This window comes from Chitinophaga sp. CC14 (genome assembly GCF_048957795.1).
Lineage (GTDB): Bacteria > Bacteroidota > Bacteroidia > Chitinophagales > Chitinophagaceae > Chitinophaga > Chitinophaga ginsengisegetis.
In genome coordinates this window covers 1356755-1374740 of record NZ_JARBFY010000003.1, presented here as the reverse complement: position 1 = coordinate 1374740, position 17986 = coordinate 1356755, and the positions used below count along the sequence as shown (strand labels likewise).

General features: G+C 48.2%; 12 protein-coding genes. 4 read left to right on the top strand and 8 right to left on the bottom strand.

The window, feature by feature from the left end:
* Window positions 1–49 precede the first annotated feature (49 nt).
* On the top strand, window positions 50–544 hold the full coding sequence (locus tag PV783_RS15585) for a hypothetical protein (protein ID WP_079467987.1): 495 nt from the start codon (window positions 50–52) through the stop codon (window positions 542–544).
* Between the two features lie 380 nt (window positions 545–924).
* On the opposite strand, the gene PV783_RS15580 is transcribed toward PV783_RS15585, so the two are convergent.
* Both PV783_RS15580 and PV783_RS15575 read right to left on the bottom strand, forming a co-directional pair.
* Window positions 925–2613 carry a SusD/RagB family nutrient-binding outer membrane lipoprotein gene (locus PV783_RS15580; protein ID WP_420988646.1) on the bottom strand — a complete coding sequence of 563 codons (1689 nt, stop codon included), beginning with the start codon at window positions 2611–2613 and terminating at the stop codon, window positions 925–927.
* Window positions 2614–2648: 35 nt separating this feature from the next.
* Window positions 2649–6083, bottom strand: coding sequence for a SusC/RagA family TonB-linked outer membrane protein (locus PV783_RS15575; protein WP_079467994.1), 3435 nt, complete (start codon window positions 6081–6083; stop codon window positions 2649–2651).
* A gap of 267 nt (window positions 6084–6350) precedes the next feature.
* Here PV783_RS15575 and PV783_RS15570 point away from each other — a divergent pair, with 267 nt between their 5' ends.
* Window positions 6351–7316 (top strand): terpene synthase family protein, encoded by a 966-nt coding sequence (locus tag PV783_RS15570; RefSeq protein ID WP_079467995.1) that lies wholly within the window; start codon window positions 6351–6353, stop codon window positions 7314–7316.
* Here PV783_RS15570 and PV783_RS15565 read toward each other — a convergent pair whose 3' ends face one another.
* The 5 genes from PV783_RS15565 to PV783_RS15545 form a co-directional block, all read right to left on the bottom strand.
* A complete protein-coding gene (locus tag PV783_RS15565) occupies window positions 7317–9011 on the bottom strand; it encodes a hybrid sensor histidine kinase/response regulator (protein WP_420988645.1) in 1695 nt (564 codons plus the stop codon).
* A gap of 113 nt (window positions 9012–9124) precedes the next feature.
* Entirely contained in the window at window positions 9125–11146 is a 2022-nt protein-coding gene (locus PV783_RS15560; protein WP_420988644.1) for a copper-translocating P-type ATPase, read from the bottom strand.
* 11 nt (window positions 11147–11157) lie between these two features.
* Window positions 11158–13365 (bottom strand): multicopper oxidase domain-containing protein, encoded by a 2208-nt coding sequence (locus PV783_RS15555; RefSeq protein WP_420988643.1) that lies wholly within the window; start codon window positions 13363–13365, stop codon window positions 11158–11160.
* 16 nt (window positions 13366–13381) lie between these two features.
* Window positions 13382–13882 (bottom strand): DUF3347 domain-containing protein, encoded by a 501-nt coding sequence (locus PV783_RS15550; protein WP_420988642.1) that lies wholly within the window; start codon window positions 13880–13882, stop codon window positions 13382–13384.
* Window positions 13883–13928: 46 nt separating this feature from the next.
* The gene (locus PV783_RS15545) at window positions 13929–14141 is read right to left on the bottom strand and encodes a heavy-metal-associated domain-containing protein (protein WP_079467999.1); all 213 of its coding nucleotides are present in this window, start codon (window positions 14139–14141) and stop codon (window positions 13929–13931) included.
* Window positions 14142–14405: 264 nt separating this feature from the next.
* Between PV783_RS15545 and PV783_RS15540 the strand changes: the two genes are divergently transcribed.
* Complete coding sequence (locus tag PV783_RS15540; RefSeq protein WP_420988641.1) at window positions 14406–16364, top strand: sialate O-acetylesterase; 1959 nt, start codon at window positions 14406–14408, stop codon at window positions 16362–16364.
* 231 nt (window positions 16365–16595) lie between these two features.
* Here the strand turns inward: PV783_RS15540 and PV783_RS15535 are convergent, their stop codons facing one another.
* The gene (locus PV783_RS15535; RefSeq protein ID WP_420988640.1) at window positions 16596–17189 is read right to left on the bottom strand and encodes an NADPH-dependent FMN reductase; all 594 of its coding nucleotides are present in this window, start codon (window positions 17187–17189) and stop codon (window positions 16596–16598) included.
* Window positions 17190–17356: 167 nt separating this feature from the next.
* On the opposite strand from PV783_RS15535, the gene PV783_RS15530 reads away from it, so the two are divergent.
* On the top strand, window positions 17357–17947 hold the full coding sequence (locus tag PV783_RS15530) for an RNA polymerase sigma factor (RefSeq protein ID WP_111578709.1): 591 nt from the start codon (window positions 17357–17359) through the stop codon (window positions 17945–17947).
* Window positions 17948–17986: the final 39 nt, after the last annotated feature.

Genomic DNA, 17986 nt, shown 5'->3' with positions numbered 1-17986 from the left:
ATACAAGAAAAGTAGCAACCGTGTAAATTCCCACTTAACTGATACCGTTATGAAAACACTGCTCTTTCTGTTCCTGCTGCTTCCCCTGATCTCATCAGGCTTTGCCGCAGATACCGTTCCCTACTTCTACCTCACTCCCACAGATGCCGCAAAAATACTGGGCCAGAGCGCACTGCTCACCCTGAAGTCGGAAAAACAGGAGCGCGACGCCCTGAAGTACCGCTGTGCTTTTACCGCTGTGGAATCGGACCCTGTTTCCGGGGAAACCGGTCATGTATACTACAACTACGAACAGTACAGGTCTGTAGCTGCCGCGCAAAAAACTTACACCGGTATCCTCGATGATAACCGCCGCAACGGCAACATCCAGCTGCTCAACAACACCGGCGACGAAGGCTTCTTTCAAAGCGACAGCAACAACTTCCAGCTGATCATGGTAAGAAAGAAAGATAAAATTATCAGGATGAAAGTAAATAAGGTGACCAGTACCACTTCTTTAACAGCATTGAAAGAAACCGTTAACAGGATAGCGGCTACTTTGTAACTACCCGGACAAATTATCCATTCGAAATTACGCATCGGTGGAAGTGCATAAAAATAAACATGCCGCTTTTGCCGCTTTTTGCCGGATTATGTCGTAATCCGTACCGGTCGGAACCGGTCATAGTGTATGGGGAGTGTATTGGAAGTGTATCATGAGTGTATGGTGAGTGTATGGGAACAGTATGGGAACAGTATGGGGAGTGTATAGGGACTGTATGGGAACTATATGGGAACTATATAGGGAATACGACACATAGACGAGTCCTAAGTATCCGATAAGTATCGGAGAAGTATACGAGAAGTAAGTAAGCAGTAGTAAACATCCAAAAAAAGGTCAACTACCCCAAACGGAGTAGTTGACCAGAAAAAAATAATGTTGCGTTACAATCCCTTTCCAAACTCCGGCGCTTGTTTATCATACCAGATCCTTTGCGAACTCAGTGTAGGCAAATCCTGCGCATTGGGCGTAAAGCCCTGTTGCTGCATAGCGGTATTCCAGTTGGCCCTGTTTACTTCACCGGGATCTGTAAGCCAGAACCGGCGTGGTATCAGCTCATTAAACGTTTCCCTGCCATAGTAAGCAGAACCCGTTTTTGGATAACCGGTGCGCCTGCAAAATACATAGGCTTCATTAGCTTGCCGGTACATGCTCAGGTAAGCCTGTATGTAAATCCGTTCAAGGTTATTCACCCCGTTGAATTTCACCTGCGCATTATTCAGATAAGCATTGATTTCAGTTAACCCGGTGCCGGTGTAAGCCGTAGTAGAACCGGCTGCAACAGCGATCGCATTCATAGTTTGAATGGAAGAAGTAATGCCTTTCTTATACCAGTCTTCCGCCGTTCCTTTGGTATCCACGCCCCCGGCATATCCCTTCTGTATAAACTCTGCTAAATAAAAACAGGTTTCTGCATAGGTAACCGGTACATCCAGGAAGTTGCCGGTAGCCGAGTTGAGCTTGGGAGAAAAGAACCGGCGGTTAATAGGCGATATCAGGTTGTATTTGGTATACTGACTTACAATAAATCCATTTCCGATATACGCTGCCACAGTGGGATTGGTGGTCCAGTCGGCCGGACCGCCCTGGTACATGATCAGCGGATCATTTGGATTAATGAAAGCCGGCAAGGTAACGTTGTATTTGGCCAGCGAATCTTTATAGCTGCCCACCAGGTCATTCTTTTCAAAATACACCGGTAAACGCGGGTCCTCGCTCTTTTTCAGGAACGCCATAATGGAAGTGGTGGCATAACGGCGGCTGCGGTAGTCGATATCTCCACCGTTGCCAAAGGGCGTATACGTGCTGTTAAGATACTTCACCTGTGAATCGTCGCCATCAATAGGCCCGATAGGATCTTTTAATACCTGCTGGAATACGGCCTGGCATTTTGCTTTATCGGCATTCTCTAACCTGGCGGCTATACGAAGTTTGAGCGTGTTGGCCAGCTTCACCCATTTGATCCAGTCGCTCTGATAAAAAATATCCGACTGACCGTAGCTTACCTGTGTGGGAAGCGCACTGTTCGACAGCACTGCAATGGCAGCATCCAGTTGTGAAAGCCAGTTGTTGAACAGGGCCGGCTGCTCATCATATACAGGCCCGTATTGCGATTGGTAGCGGCCTTCAATTGCCTGTGAATAAGGAATGGAACCGTTCATGTCTGTTACTTTCAGCCCGTGAAGCACCTGTAATACGTAGGTTACCATAGCAATCTTCTGGTACTCGTCTTTATTCGGCATGGCATCTACCTGCTTTCTTATTTCAAAGAGATTAGGTAAAATCTGCAGGTAATAGTTATTATACCGGGTGTTTACATTGTTGGTGATTTCGTACGGACTGGAGGTAACATGCTGCGTAAAACGCATCAGTTGTTCCATGCTTTCCCATACCCATTCTGTACCCTGGTAGGTAATGATTTTATCCTGCGAGTAACTCAACAGGAATTTTACATCCGGCTTGGCAACAAGACTTGGATTGGTATTGATATCCCCGAAATTTTTAGAACACGAACTAACGCCCAGCAGTGCCAGTAACAAACCGGTTTTTATATATTGAAATGTATTTTTCATGATCTTGATTTTTTGTTTGTACAATTTATTTTTCCTTAGAACCCAACCCTGATGGTACCTGCAATGGAACGTACCATCGGCAGAAATCCTTCTTCACCGGAGAAGGCCGTGTTATTGGAATTGTTGGAAGCAGGATTGTAATTAAAAGGCAATGAATTGTACAGGTATAACAGGTCGCGGCCTACAATCGCCACGCTAAGATTATTCAGCATCAGCTTCTTACAGAGTGCCGGTGAAAACTGGTATGCTAAAGACACCTGTCTCAAAGAAATCCAGGAATTCTTTTTGATCCAGTAATCGGAAACACCGGTAGAGGAAGAACCATAGCGATAATAAAACTGCGGCGCGTGGGTAGGTTCTACAAATCCTTTTTCGTAAGCCTGCTGATAGGTCAGGCCGCCTACGTTTACCTGTGAGCCATCGGGCATGGTTACCATCTGGCCTTTGGCAAATACGCCATCGGGAATAAGACCGTCGTCGTAGGTTTGCTGATCATATTTGCTGGTCCAGGTAATGCCGCCATGTTCGGCATCCCTGCCCTGGAGGGTGTTGGGCAAAACGCCGGTATGTGTGCCATAGCGATAGGTAAGCAATACGAAGTCGCCGCCAAATTTGCCATCCAGTAATACATTCAGCGAAATGTTTTTAAACCGGAAAGTATTGCTCCATCCGGCACGGAACTTTGCATTGATATCACCTACATCCTGTAAGGTGTTGCTGCGGGCGGGGAATCCGGCGCGCGCATCGGAGCGCCAGGCCAGTTCCGGTTTCCCGTTATTGGGATCGTCTATCGGGTTGCCGTTGGCATCTGTAGCCTGGTATGTTCTTGAATGAATGGTGGTACGGAGGGTACCGTAAGATTTACCTACAATAGCCCAGGTACTGATTTCTCCTACATTGGCTTTCAGGTCGTACTCTGTTCTGCCGGGATACAGGGATTTAATGAGGTTCCTGTTAAGGGAGTAGTTTACGCTGGTGTTCCATTCAAAGCTGTTGGATTTCACCGGTGTTCCGTCTATCATAATTTCCAATCCCCTGTTCTGGATATTTCCGGCGTTGATGATAATGCCTTCCAGTCCGGATTCCGGCGGAGTACCAATATCGAGGATCTGGTTTTTGGTATTATCCTGGTAAACAGATACATCAAAGCCAACCCTGTTTTTGAGGAAACGCATTTCCATACCCAGCTCTTTGGCCACTTTTCTTTCGGGTTTCAGATCAGGTACCAGTGCAATAAACTTACCGGTAAGCGGATCGGGATAGCGGCTGTAGGTAGAGATGGGCAGATCCAGTCCACCGGAAGAGGTGTAACCGTTAAACGCAAATCCGGGATTGACCGTAAAAGGATCGGTATCATTACCCAGTCCGGCGATGTTACCTCTTAACTTACCATAGGAGATCCATGCAGGCAGTTTAAAGGTTTCAGAGAACAGCCAGGAAACGCTGACAGCCGGATACTGATAAAAATAATTACCGCTGCCATTGGTATAAGTAAGCGCGGAAGACCAGTCGCCGCGGAAAGTACCCTGCACAAACAACTGGTTCTTCCAGGCCAGGTCCACACTGGCATAAATAGAGTTAAAGGCTTTCTTACTTTTTAGTCCGCCTTCTGCTTTTGGTTTCTCTACGGAGTTTGCCAGGAAGTAGTTGCCGGGATAACTGAGCCCGCCTACTGTTTCGCTGTAGTTATAGGTAGTTTGGAAACGTTGGGTTTCACCGCCTATGTAACCGCTGAGGTCAAGATCTTTGGTGAGGGTTTTATTAATGGTACCCATCCATTTAAAGAAATAGCTTTCTTTACTTGTATGACCAAGACCGTATAAGCCGCCGGTGAAATTCTGTCCCTGTCCCAGTTCCTTGTTTTCGTTTTTGGTGTACAGGTTATTCACGTTGCCTTCCAGCACGAGGTTGGCCCAGGGGGTGAGCTTAGCGGTAATGGCTACACGACCGCGGATGGTTTGCTCATTCTGGAAATAATCGTTTTCAAATAAATTAAACCAGAAGCGGGACTCCGGCGACTTGTTGGTTTCGTTGGGATCTGCCGGGTTTGGTGCGCCGCCAAGTGTGCTGGTGTAATGTTCTTTTTGCATCCAGTACTTTGTATCATAGTTACGTGGTAAGATCCAGGTAAACAACTTACCAAAGTTATAGGATGCAAAGGCATCGAGACCACCCAACCGTGGCGGGTTTCTTCCGGTGAAGTAGGTGTAGTTGGCACTCACATCAGCACTGAGGAATTTATTGATGATGTGGGTAACACGCGCTTCCACGCTGTTTTTAAGCAGGGTGTTTTTGGCAACGATACCTTCGCTCTGATCACGGGTATAGGACACGCGGAAAGTGGATCGGTCGTTACCGCCATCGAGCGATACGTTGGTAGCCGATCCATGACCGGTTTGGAACGCGTCGAGGAAATTATTGGGCTGTGCCACATATTTGGTGGGGGTGCCGTCGTAGTTGATCACATCCTGGCCGGCGAAGCGGGGACCCCAGTTTTCCAGCTCCCGTCCAATTTGCCGGTCGATATACGGTTTACCTGAACTGGGATCGGTGGGAAACACTTTTGTTCTCCATTGTTCGTTTGGTTTATAATTGGGATCGCGGTTATCGGTGAAGAATCCGCCTACGGTGCCACCGCCAAACTCGTTCTGGAAGTCGGGCCCGGAATAAGGTTTGAATACATTAAACGTCTGACTAACGTTAATGCCTAAACCTTTTCTTTCATGTCCTTTTTTAGTGGTGATGAGAATTACCCCGTTGATAGCGCGGGAGCCATACAACGCGGCAGCGGATGATCCTTTGAGTACGGTAACGGATTCAAAGTCTTCCATGTTCAGGTTTTTCAGATCATTACCAAAGTCGCGCCCGGTGCCGTTGAACGTACCATTATCTACGATCACGCCATCGATCACAAAAATGGGTTGGTTGTTATTGCGGAGGGTGGAGTTACCGCGGATCACTATTTTGGTACTTCCAAAAAGTCCGCCTGCGCCCTGGTCTATCTGCACGCCGGCTACTTTTCCCTGCAGGGCATTTACCGGGTTCACTTCATTGGTGATGGCGAGGTCGGCGCCTTTAATTTCGGTGGCCGAAAAGCCGAGGCTCTTCTTGGCTTTGGTAATACCCAAAGCCGTAACCACTACTTCTCCCAGCTGTTTGTTGTCTTCCACTACGGTAACGTTGATAGTGGTTTGGTTGTTAATGGGAATTTCCTGCCGCAGGTAGCCGATAGCATTAAAGATCAGTACGCCATTAGCCGGTGCGTTGATAGAATAGTTGCCGGCTGCATCGGAAACGCTGCCTGTTTTAGTACCTTTCAGTAATACAGAAACACCGGGTATTACTTCTTTTTTTGTGGAAGTAATTGTTCCGGTGACTTTAATGTTTTGGGCAAAGGCTGCAGCAGTACAGCAGAGGATCAGGTATAAAGAAAATGCTCCGCGTTTGCAGGAACGTAAACATGTCCACATACATGTGAGTTTTAAGGTTGATAATACTTATGCTATTGACTGATTTGAATTGCGCGATTTGTTCACTTGCTTATGATGGTTGATTACAGTAACTGTTAATGACTTGCTTATAACTATAACGGCTGAACTAGTCAATTGTTTAATGCCGTAAATGTGTTTCTGCTATTTTTTCGGAGGTCGTCCGGTACATTGATATTTTTGTAAAATAATCTAAAACCAGCTATCAGCCAACAAGTTTTATCTATTCACTTTTAAATACAATATGTCATGTTTACAACCATTTCCCGTCCGGAACTTTATTGTCCTTATCCTCAGCGTTTGCACCCGCAGGTATATGAAGCGGATGCGCATACGACCGACTGGGTTCATGCTTTTCATCTTGCCACAGACGAAAGCTCCTGGAATGCTTATCACGATCAGAAGTTCACCTGGATGGTGGCCAGGATGTTCCCGGATGCGCCGTTCTTTTCTTTATGTATTGCGAGCGATTTTAACACGCTTCTTTTTTTGTGGGATGATCATCTCGATGCGCTGGCGCCCAATGAATTTAATACCGGCTTTGAGCGTATGGCCCACCACATGATGCAGATCCTGCAAGCCGGCCGTACATTCACACTGGAAAGCGGCGGTCCCCTGCTGGCAGCCATGAGCGATATCTGGCAGCGGATGTGCCGGATCAGCAACCGGGCCTGGCAGGCACGTTTTGCCCGCAGCCTGAAGGATGCCTTTACTGCCAACCTTTGGCGTATGCAACATGTAGATCATGCCCGCAACATTTCCCTGAAAGATTACATGCGCTTCCGCCCCCAGATCGGTGGCGCTAACTTTTTCCTGGAATTGGCCACCCTCATGGGCGCCATCCATTTGCCCGCCGACCTGCGCGCAAACACGCAGGTGAAAAACATGGGACTGTATTGCAGTCGTACCATTTGCTGGGCCAACGACCTCTACTCCTTCTCCAAGGAATCAGAACTCGGCGATGAACTGAACCTGGTAATGCTGTTAAAGCATCACCAACAGCTTACTCTGGACCAGGCTGTAGAACAGGCCGTGAAGATCCACAACTCTGAAGTTGCATTGTTCAACAATACCGCCGATGTGCTCACCGCTGTGTGCGCAGCTGGCGTACGACCGGTACTGGAACGGTATATTTTAACATTGGGACAAATGATGAAAGGCAACATCGACTGGAGTGGTAAGGATACTACCCGCTATCAGTATGTATATGCGTAACTATTGGAACAATACTTTATTTACCGTATTGTTCAACAGTTTAAGATCAATAGGTTTGGAAATATATTCCCTGGCGCCCGCGCCCAGCATATCATCGATCGACTCCTGGAATGCATCGCCTGATACGGCGATCACCGGAATATTTTTTAAAGCAGGTATATCACCGAGCTTCTGAAGGGTATCTTTCCCGCTAAGTCCCGGCATATAACTATCTATGAAAATAAGATCCGGTTTTTCATCCATTGCTTTGTTAATACCTTCTGCCCCGCTGCCGGCCACCATGGTGGTGAAGCCAAGCCTGCGCAGAAAGTTGGACAATACCACCTGGCTCATTTCATTATCATCAATTACCAGGCTTTTCAGCCCTTTGTGCAAGGTTAATTCCATCCAGCCACCCTGGGCAGGCGACGGCGCCTCGCTCACTGTCAGCGGTAACCGCACAATAAATGTAGCCCCTTCTTCAGGGATACTGGTAACCGTGATCTTGCCACCCATCATCTCCACATATTTCTTTGTAATCGGCAACCCAAGACCGGTACCTTCAAAATCGCTTTTACCCGATTTAAACGGCGTAAACAGCGTAACCAGGTCGGCGTCAGGAATACCTTGTCCCTGGTCCTTTACCAGGAACTGCCATTGGCTTCCCTCGTGCGACACGCCTACTGAAATAAGGCTGTTGGTACGGGTAAATTTGATAGCGTTAAACAGCAGGTTATTCAGTACCTGCGCCAGTTTGTTTTTATCTGCCAGTATATAGCAGGGCATCTCTTCTGCAATATCTGCCCTGATCTTTATTCCCCGCAGATCAGCGATGTATTGGTATACGATGATTTTATCGGAAATCAGTTCGCGGATATTAAATGATTCGGGATGAATGGCATGCGCCGCGCCGTCTTCTATTTTAGAAATGGCCAGCACATTATTGATGATCTGTAAAACGTTGTGGGTAGCGGAATACAGGTGTTCTATTTCCGGGCGTATATCATTGTAGCGTTCTTCTTTATGCACTTTCATCATCAGGTCCTGGCTGATACCGTAAATGGCATTCAGCGGGTTCCGGATTTCGTGACTGGTTTCCCTCACAAAAATCGTTTTCTCATCGGTGGCTTTTGTCAGCTTTGTATTGAGCGTTTTTAGTTTTCTTACATACAGGAAGATAGTAGCTACATCCAGCAGGAGGATAGCGGGTAGCGTTATCCAGCGGATGAGAAATTGCTGGTCATGCCCCATTTCCATAGGGGTGATCAGTGCATAATAATAATTGATTTCGCAGGCCGTTACCGATACCACGGCTACCACAATACTGGCTGCCACCAGCGCACGGGTCCTGAAAATCATGAGCGACGCTCCGAGCAGGAACAGGAATAACAGGTGTACTTCCGTTAACATGCCCATTACGGCACTGAAATAAACAATGGCTACATTGTTGATAGCAACGAAAGCGATACTGGCTAAAACAGGTTTATTTGCGGCATTGAGGAGCAATACGCCCAGGAAAAGTCCGGCTTCGATATAGGCGGGGATCAGCAAATCCAGCTTGCCGGTACCCAGGTAAATAAAGGCGCCGAATAAGAGGCAAAGAGCGGTGGTAATAACAGAAAAAGTATTGACCATCCTGGTCACCTTTGCCAGTGATTCCTCCTGGCGGGAGGTTCCGGTATTCACAACACGGTGAAAAAGTTGACCGATGTTCATATGGCTATATTTTGAGAGGGCATCCGCGGGATAGCTGACAAAGTAAAACAGTTGTAAAAATCAGTTATATCACATGCATAAATCTACTGCAATTTAATGATTAATGAGATTATTTATTTCCCGGAACCCTTTACTTTTAACAGGCTGGCATTAATAGCCACCACCACCGTGCTTACCGTCATCAAAACCGCGCCGGCAGCGGGGCTCAGCAAAACCCCCTGCTTATAAAGCACACCGGCGGCCAGTGGAAGCGCCACAATATTATAACCCGTTGCCCAGGCGAGGTTCTGGATCATTTTCCGGTAGGTAGCCTTCCCAAATAAGATCAGGTTTACCACGTCCTGCGGGTTGCTGTTCACCAGTACGATGCCGGCTGTTTCCGCCGCCACATCGCTCCCGCTGCCGATGGCAATACCCACATTAGCCTGCGCCAGCGCGGGTGCGTCGTTAATGCCGTCGCCTGTCATAGCCACAAATTCGCCCTGTTGCTGCAGTTCTTTTATCTTATCCAGTTTCTGGTGGGGCAACACTTCCGCGATGTAGCTGTCCATATCAAGCGTTTTACTTACACTTTCTGCCACCACTTTATTATCGCCCGTAAGCAGCACTGTTTTGATCCGGTTTTCCTTCAGCGTGGCAATAGCGCCTGCCGATTCCGGCCGGATCTGGTCCGCCAGCGCAATAAAGCCCGCCACCGTGTTGTCCGTTACAACATATACCAGCGTTTCCCCCGGCTGAATGGTAGCGGTAGCAGCATCCTTGAAATGCTCCCCGACATAACCCGGGCTCACCACCTGTACCGTTTTCCCGGCAATATTACCGGTGACGCCTTTCCCGGTGATAGCGGTTACATTTTCCGCCGCCGGCAGGGTGAGCTGCATTTCTTTCGCCTTACCGGTAATACCCGTGGCAATGGGATGCTCGGAACTACCCTCCAGCGCGGCCGCCATTTTCAGGATCTCTTCTTTGGAAATACCCTGCTGCAATGATTCAAACCGCACCACCTCGAAACGGCCTACCGTGAGGGTACCTGTCTTATCAAAAACAATGGTGGTGATCTTCCTCGAATTCTCAAAATCAGTCCGGTTCTTGATCAGCAGTCCATGCCGTGCTGATAAAGCGGTGGATTTTGCAATCACCAGCGGCACCGCCAGTCCCAGCGCATGCGGGCAACAGATCACGATCACCGTTACCATGCGTTCTATGGCAAACGACAACTCCCGGCCACTCAGCCACCAGTATAAAAAAGTAGCGATACCGGCCAAAATGGCGATCACTGTGAGCCAACGCGCAGCTTTGTCGGCCAGCAACTGCGTTTTCGACCTGGACTGCTGCGCATCCTGCACCAGCTTTACTACCTGCGACAAATAGGAATCCGCGGCGCCATGCGTAACGGTTATTTTGATGGCGCCGTTGCCATTGATGGACCCGGCAATTACTTTATCATTCGCCTGCTTTTCTACCGGCCTGGATTCACCGGTGAGCATACTTTCATTCAGCGACGTGCTGCCTTCCAGGATAACGCCATCCGCGGCAACTTTCTCCCCGGGCTTTACCAGGATGATATCCCCGGCTTTCAGCTCCGCTGTTTTTACCTCCATCACATGATCGCCATGCACCAGGTGCGCTTCATCGGGCATCAGCTGCACTAATAATTCCAGTTCCCGCGAGGCGCCCGCCACCGATTTCATTTCAATCCAGTGTCCCAGCAGCATGATGAGGATCAGGGTGGTAAGCTCCCAGAAAAAGTCCATGCCCTGCAATCCGAATACAGTAGCTACACTGTACACGTAGGCTACCGTAATGGCAAAGCCTATCAGCGTCATCATGCCCGGCTCCCGGCTTTTCATTTCGTCCCACCATCCTTTCAGGAAAGGCCATCCGCCGTATATAAACACTACAGAAGATAATATCAGCAAAACATAGGCATCTCCGGAAAATGTAAAAGAAATACCCAGCCAGTGCTGGATCATCTTTGACAACAACATTACTGGTACCGTCAGCACCAGCACTACATAAAAACGTTTCCTGAAATCGGCGATCATCATGGCATGATGATCGTGATGCGCCCCGTGGTTCATGTTGGCATGTTCATGCTCCATTTTCATGGTGTTGTGCTGATGCTGATGTTCCATTGCTGTAAGTTTTAATAGCTTAATGTAATGCCCGCGCCAAGTCCCATATCACTGTCGTAGTGCGTGGAAAATGCAAAGTTCCTTGTTACAATGTACCGGAACCCTGCCATATATTCTTTATCGGTGTTCACCATAAAACCAAAGCGTAACCGTCTTGTAATGGGTACATCTTCCCTTGTTAACTGTACCCGTAGCCTGCCATCTGTATCTACAGACGCATCGGCCACAATCAGCATGGGTAAGGTATATTCCAGGCCCACGTGAAATACCTGCCTGAAGTCTTTTGTATTTTGCTGGCCGAAGAGATTCTTCTCGGGTTCATCCATTTTGCGGTAACGCACGTCCCAGCCAATGTAAGGGAACAGCCACTGGTTTTTACCGAGGTATCTTCCAAAATGACTTTCACTTTCATAACCATCGCGGTCATTTAATCCTACGCGCCATTCGGTGGACAAACGGTAACGGCTATTCGCCACTACAATTTCTCCGTCGCTGCCGGTGCTTTCCAGTCCTACGCGTGCCATCGGGTATAACATGCGGTCGTCTTTCTTCAGCATGCGGTATGCTTTTGCAGGGTCCGGCACTTCAGGATTAGGCGGTGAATTTTCGTAGCTGAACACGCGTCCCATTCCACTCATCATGTGATACAGAATGTGACAGTGGAAGAACCAGTCGCCGCTTTCTGTAGCTGCAAACTCAATCGTATCCACTTCCATCGGCATGATGTCCAGTACGGTTTTCAGCGGTGAATATTCGCCCTGCCCGTTCAGTACCCGGAAGAAATGCCCGTGCAGGTGCATGGGATGCCGCATCATGGTGTTGTTGTACAACACGATCCGTACAATTTCCCCTTTCTTTATTAAGATCTTATCTGTTTCAGATACTACTTTGTTGTTGATGCTCCATACATAACGGTTCATGTTCCCCGTTAGTTCAAAATGCAGGAGTTTAACGGGGCCGTCCGGCAGCGTTGTTTTTTCCGGCGCCCGCAGCATGCCGTAGTTCAGGGTTACGATATCCCCGGCAGCGCTATCCATTGGCATGTTGTGCATATCATGACCTGCGTGGTTCATGGGTTTATCATCGCCGGTGATTTCAGGATACATCACGGTGTTCATATCCATTACCTGGTTGCTCATCTGCATACCACTGCTGGTATCGAGGTTACCATCCATCTTCATCATATCATTCATCATCTTCATACCCTCAAAATATTTCAGGCGGGGTAATGGCTTCGCCGGCATTTTCATGCCCTGGCCCAGCCACAGGGAGGTGGACCGGGTACGGTCTTCTGCAGTGGCGAGGAATTCGTACTGCATATTATCGGGGATAGTTACTATTACATCGTAAGTTTCAGATACGCCCACCAGGAGCCGGTCTACTTCCACGGGTTCCACATCGGCGCCATCATTGGCCACCACGGTGAGTTTACCGCCGGCATAGTTCAGCCAGAAATAAGTGGAGGAGCTACCATTTACAATACGTAATCTTACTTTATCACCGGCTTTAAACTGCGGTTGCGTATCTGCTTCTTTACCATTGGACAGGAAGCGTTCGTAATATACGTCGCTCACATCCATGGCGTTCATGCGTTTCCATTCATTGGTCACTTTTGTTTTGAAATGCTTGTGCTGTATGGCTTCGGCGTAGCTCTGCACCGATCCTTTTTTAATAGCAAACCAGTCGTTGGCATTATGCAGGTACCTGTTTACCGTATGCGGGTGCATATCGGTCCAGTCGCTCAGCAACAACGTATATTCTTTACCGGTAGTTTCTTTCCGTTCATGCAAAACAATGGCGCCATACATACCGCTTTGCTCCTGGAACATGGTGTGGCTGTGATACCAGTAGGTACCGTGTTGTACAATGGGGAAGCGATAGAGATGTGTTTCACCGGCTTTCACGGGCCGTGTGGTAAGATAGGAAACGCCGTCGTATTGATTGGGTAATATCAGGCCGTGCCAGTGAATAGACGTTTCTTCGTTTAATGTGTTGTGTACGTAGATTTCTGCGGTATCTCCTTCCGTGAAGTGCAGGGTTGGTCCGGGAATAGTGCCGTTGATAGTAAGGGCGTGGCTCATTTTACCGGAGTAGTGTACCATGCTGTCGCCCACATACAAATCGTAGCGGACTACCTTTGGCGTGGTGTTTAAAGAAGCCTGTGCAGTAACAATACTACACAGGCTCATCAATGTTATATACAGGAATACTGCTTTCATACGGATAATTAAATAACTATTTAATGGTATCGCTTACTTTACCACAGGTGAGCATCTGGCTGCCGTAGTAAGGATTTTTAACAGCGTTGCTGCTGCTTAACCAGTAAGCTTTTTTCATGGGGCAGTATTCCTGGTACACCGGCTGCGCAGAAAGCGGTACTGCTTTGGCGAGCTGGTAGAAATTATCAGAGAATGTTTTGAAATATTCGCGTTGTTTGCTGATGTCTTTTGCTTCAGCGATGGCTTTGGCATCTGCCGACAGCTTTGCAGCCAGTGGCATATAAGCGTTGTGAACAGCGGGCGGCATGGATGACATATCAACCTGGGCAGCGGCTTTTACAAACTCATCTGCTTTGGCAGCGGCCGCTCCCGCATTGCTGCTCACCAGTGCATCTTTAATATTGTAGTATAAAGAGAGTAAGGGAGATAACTGTGTGGAAACAGTTTTATCCTGTGCCATACCCTGTTGCATAAATGCAGCTATCAATACGATGCCTGTCATTAATATCTTTTTCATATCTGTTAGTTTTTACTTGTTGATAATATCTTCCATGCTGCTGTTGTTACGCTAATGCGTCTGCCTTGTAACCGGCTTTCTCTATCGCCACCCTGACTTCGCTTTTATCCAGGTTTTCTTTTGTAATGGTAAGTATTTTATCCGGGCTGGCCAGGTCTACTTCCCAGTTATCGGCGCCTACCAGTTTATTTAGTACAGGCGTTACCGTTGCAATACATCCGGAGCATTTGATATTCGTTTTGAATTGTGTTGCGTTCATGTTGATTCTTTTTATCTGTTGATGAATAATTAATCTGATGATGTAAAATTACGATGCAACGGGACGGGAGCTGTTATACAATTCATGCTATCTTTTACATAATTCTTATGCGGATGTTTCTACGCCTTTCAGGGGATACGGGTGATATTATATCATTTTCGCCAATCCGCCCTGAAAAATTATAAAATAATGCCTGTCTTCCTTACATTTATACGCACATGATTCAACAGGGGTTTTCCCCACAATACAGACAATACCACAATTATGAAAAAAAACGTTTTATTACTGGCGGCAACCATGATAAGTTCCTTCAGTTTTGCCGACGTACGTTTACCCAACGTTTTCGGCGACAACATGGTGTTACAGCGCGACAAGCCGATCCCGGTATGGGGTTGGGCCGATAAAAATGAAAAGGTAACCATCCGGTTCAACCAGCAGGAAAAAACCGTAAAGGCAGATAAGAACGGTAAATGGAAGGTATTCCTGCAGCCGGAAAAAGCAGGCGGTCCCTATACCCTGTCCGTGAAGGGCAAAAATGATATCAGTCTCCACGATATCCTGATGGGCGACGTATGGATCTGCAGCGGGCAATCGAATATGGAATTCCATGTGAACGGGGTAACCAACGCCAATAAAGAAATTGCCCAATCCGCCAACCCGGCCATCCGGCACTTTTACCTGCCCAAAGCAATGTCAGTAGTTCCGCTGGAAGATGTGAAGCAAAGCGCCTGGCTGCCTGCATCCCCGGAAAACACCGGCGATTTTACAGCAGTAGGCTACTTCTTTGCCAAAGCGCTGAACGAACAAACACAGGTGCCTATCGGCTTAATACATACTTCCTGGGGTGGTACCATCGTGGAAACCTGGATCAGCCGCGACGGACTGGCCAACGCCGGCGACTTCAGCGACATGATGCAGCACCTGCCCTCACTGAACCTGGACTCCGCTGCTATCGTAGCCAAAAACAGGCAACAGGAGCTGATCCGGAATTTACAGGGGAACCTGCCAGATGCAGGTACACTTGCCACCTGGTCCACTCCCGGCGCGGACGACCAGTCGTGGAAAAAAATGAAGGTACCCGGCCTGTGGGAAGAACAACTGCTGCCCAACTTCGACGGGATCGTATGGTTCCGGAAAAACTTCCAGGTGGCCGCAGCCGATGCCGGCAAACCAGCAGAGCTTAGCCTGGGCACTATAGACGACAACGACGTTACTTACATTAACGGTACACAGGTAGGCAGTACCAAAGGTTACGACGCCGCCCGTACCTATAAAATCCCTGCCGGGGTGTTAAAAGCCGGCAATAATGTGATTGCAGTAAGTATAGAAGATAATACCGGCGGCGGCGGTTTTTACGGCGATGCAGAAAGTGTTTTTCTGCAAACAGCCAGCCAGAAACTATCCCTCGCAGGCGATTGGGCGTTCCGCATCCAGAAGGCCATCAACCCCGGCACCAGCGTGGGTCCCAACAGTTACCCTTCTTTGCTGTTTAACGCCATGATCAATCCCGTACTGCCTTTTGCCATCAAAGGCGCCATCTGGTACCAGGGCGAAAGCAATGCCGACCGCGCCTACCAGTACCGCAAAGCCTTCCCGCTGCTGATCAGCGACTGGCGCCGGTTGTGGAACCAGGGCGAGTTTCCGTTTTACTTTGTACAGCTGGCCAGCTTTAACTCCGCCAATGGCAACAGCCAGAAAGGCAGCAAGTGGGCTGAACTGAGAGAAGCGCAAACCCTTACCCTGCAGGTGCCCCATACCGGCATGGCCGTTATCACCGATATTGGCGAATCCAAAGACATCCACCCGAAAAACAAACAGGACGTAGGTAAGCGACTGGCCGCCGTAGCCTTACATGACACCTACGGGCAAAACAATGTTTTCAGCGGCCCGGTATACCAGTCCATGCAGGTAAACGGCAACAAGGTAACCGTTAGCTTTACCAGCACCGGCAGCGGCCTGGAAGTAAAGGATAAATATGGTTATATCCGCGGATTTGAAGTAGCCGGCGCCGATAAGCAATTCCATTATGCCAAAGCATTTGTTGATGGCGATAAAGTAGTGGTATATGCCGATGAAGTAAGTACCCCGGTAGCCGTGCGTTATGGCTGGTCAGATGATAACCTGGAAGATAATCTTTTTAACAAAGACGGCTTCCCGGCAGCGCCTTTCCGCACCGATACGTGGAAAGGGGTTACAGAAGAAGTGAAGTATAGCGTGAGATAAGTGTAACGTGCATCGCCTTCGGCGATGGAAATTGTCTTGGAGCAGGATTACGCTGATTATACTGATTTTTTGGATTTGATCACGTTTGATTTTTAATGATTAAGGGAGATATAAGCGAATATCCGCTTCTATCTCCCTTAATCATTTATAAAAACCCAAAAAATAAAATCAAAGGAATCAGTAAAATCAGCGTAATCCTGCTCCAAGACAATTTCCAATCGCCGAAGGCGATTAGAACAAGGACGGCGCCGGCAGCAGGGTGGTTTCTTTTTCCCGTACCACCGCGGCCAGTGTATCTATCAGTTTTCGTACCTGCGTTTCCGTGTCCGCATCCGTAATCACACCTTCGCCGTTTACTTTTGTTCTTACCGAGGAAATCACCAGCTGTGCGTCTTCAGCGATCTTTGACTCAATGATCAGCAGTGTGCCCAGCAGCGACTGGTGCGCTTTATGGCCTGAAGTACCGGCTGTAATCAGCGCTACCGGCTTTTGTGAGAAGTGCATGGAAGATACGGTCCAGTCGATCGCATTTTTTAGTGTCCCCGGCACACCAATGGCGTATTCCGGCGTACATATCAGCACGGCATCTGCCGCCGCCAGTTGTGCGCGGAAATGTTGCACCGCCTCCGGTGCGCTGCCGGCATCCATGTCCAGGTCCGGGTTAAAATGCGGGATGGCCGTAAGGCTATCCAGCAGCTGCACGGTAAACTTACCGGCGCCCAGCTCCGTGATCGCTTTTATCAGGTGATGATTGGAAGAGGATTGCCGGGTGCTTCCACAGATAGCCAGTAGCTTTATCGGTTGTGTCATATGCGTATCGTTCATTGCCCCGCAAATTAAGCGGATTCCCCCACTCTGCCAGCAACGGCACATCGATTTTATTGATGGCGCCATAGTCTTTCCCATCTCTCCCGAGATTTAAAAAAATATTCTCCGGAAAAAAAATATATTTGTCAGACCACGTTCCGGATATCAACTAAGAGAAGAATTCCATGTATAATGAAACTGAGTTACTGACCAAAATCGCGGCAGGAGATGAAGCTGCCTTTAAACAACTTTTCGAACATCATAGAAAGAAGCTCTATCAATATGTGCTGGCCGTTACCAAATCGAGAGAGGTGGCGGAAGAAATTGTGATTGACGTATTCCTGAAGTTGTGGACGGGCAGGGAGTTGATCACGCACATCCAGCATATGGATGCCTTCCTGTTCAAGGTGGCCTACAATAAAGCGATGGACTTCTTCAAGCTGGCGGCTAAAAACGCAAAGTTGCAGAAGCTGGTGCGTGAACAAATGGCCGCCCACCAGGAACAAAGCGCCGACTACAGCCTGTTGAACAACGAATGCCGGGAAATCCTGAACAATGCCTATAAACAGTTGTCGCCCCAGCGCCGCCTCATGATTACCCTGAGCCGGGAAAAGGGCATGACGCATGAAGAAATAGCCACGGAACTGAATTTATCCCGCAACACCGTTAAAAACACTATCACCGACAGCCTGAAGATCATTAAGCAATACCTGCTCAATAACCATATTACCCCTGTTGTGTATATCCTGCTGCTGTCAGATTTATTTTCTGACTGATTAGTACTACCCCCTCCTTTTTGTCGTCATAGCAGTTAT

Bases quoted from the DNA above. Each gene is read 5' to 3' on its own strand.
- PV783_RS15585 (WP_079467987.1), top strand. From the start codon at position 50: ATGAAAACACTGCTCTTTCTGTTCCTGCTGCTTCCCCTGATCTCATCA.
- PV783_RS15580 (WP_420988646.1), bottom strand. From the start codon at position 2,613: ATGAAAAATACATTTCAATATATAAAAACCGGTTTGTTACTGGCACTG.
- PV783_RS15575 (WP_079467994.1), bottom strand. From the start codon at position 6,083: ATGTGGACATGTTTACGTTCCTGCAAACGCGGAGCATTTTCTTTATAC.
- PV783_RS15570 (WP_079467995.1), top strand. From the start codon at position 6,351: ATGTTTACAACCATTTCCCGTCCGGAACTTTATTGTCCTTATCCTCAG.
- PV783_RS15565 (WP_420988645.1), bottom strand. From the start codon at position 9,011: ATGAACATCGGTCAACTTTTTCACCGTGTTGTGAATACCGGAACCTCC.
- PV783_RS15560 (WP_420988644.1), bottom strand. From the start codon at position 11,146: ATGGAACATCAGCATCAGCACAACACCATGAAAATGGAGCATGAACAT.
- PV783_RS15555 (WP_420988643.1), bottom strand. From the start codon at position 13,365: ATGAAAGCAGTATTCCTGTATATAACATTGATGAGCCTGTGTAGTATT.
- PV783_RS15550 (WP_420988642.1), bottom strand. From the start codon at position 13,882: ATGAAAAAGATATTAATGACAGGCATCGTATTGATAGCTGCATTTATG.
- PV783_RS15545 (WP_079467999.1), bottom strand. From the start codon at position 14,141: ATGAACGCAACACAATTCAAAACGAATATCAAATGCTCCGGATGTATT.
- PV783_RS15540 (WP_420988641.1), top strand. From the start codon at position 14,406: ATGAAAAAAAACGTTTTATTACTGGCGGCAACCATGATAAGTTCCTTC.
- PV783_RS15535 (WP_420988640.1), bottom strand. From the start codon at position 17,189: ATGAACGATACGCATATGACACAACCGATAAAGCTACTGGCTATCTGT.
- PV783_RS15530 (WP_111578709.1), top strand. From the start codon at position 17,357: ATGTATAATGAAACTGAGTTACTGACCAAAATCGCGGCAGGAGATGAA.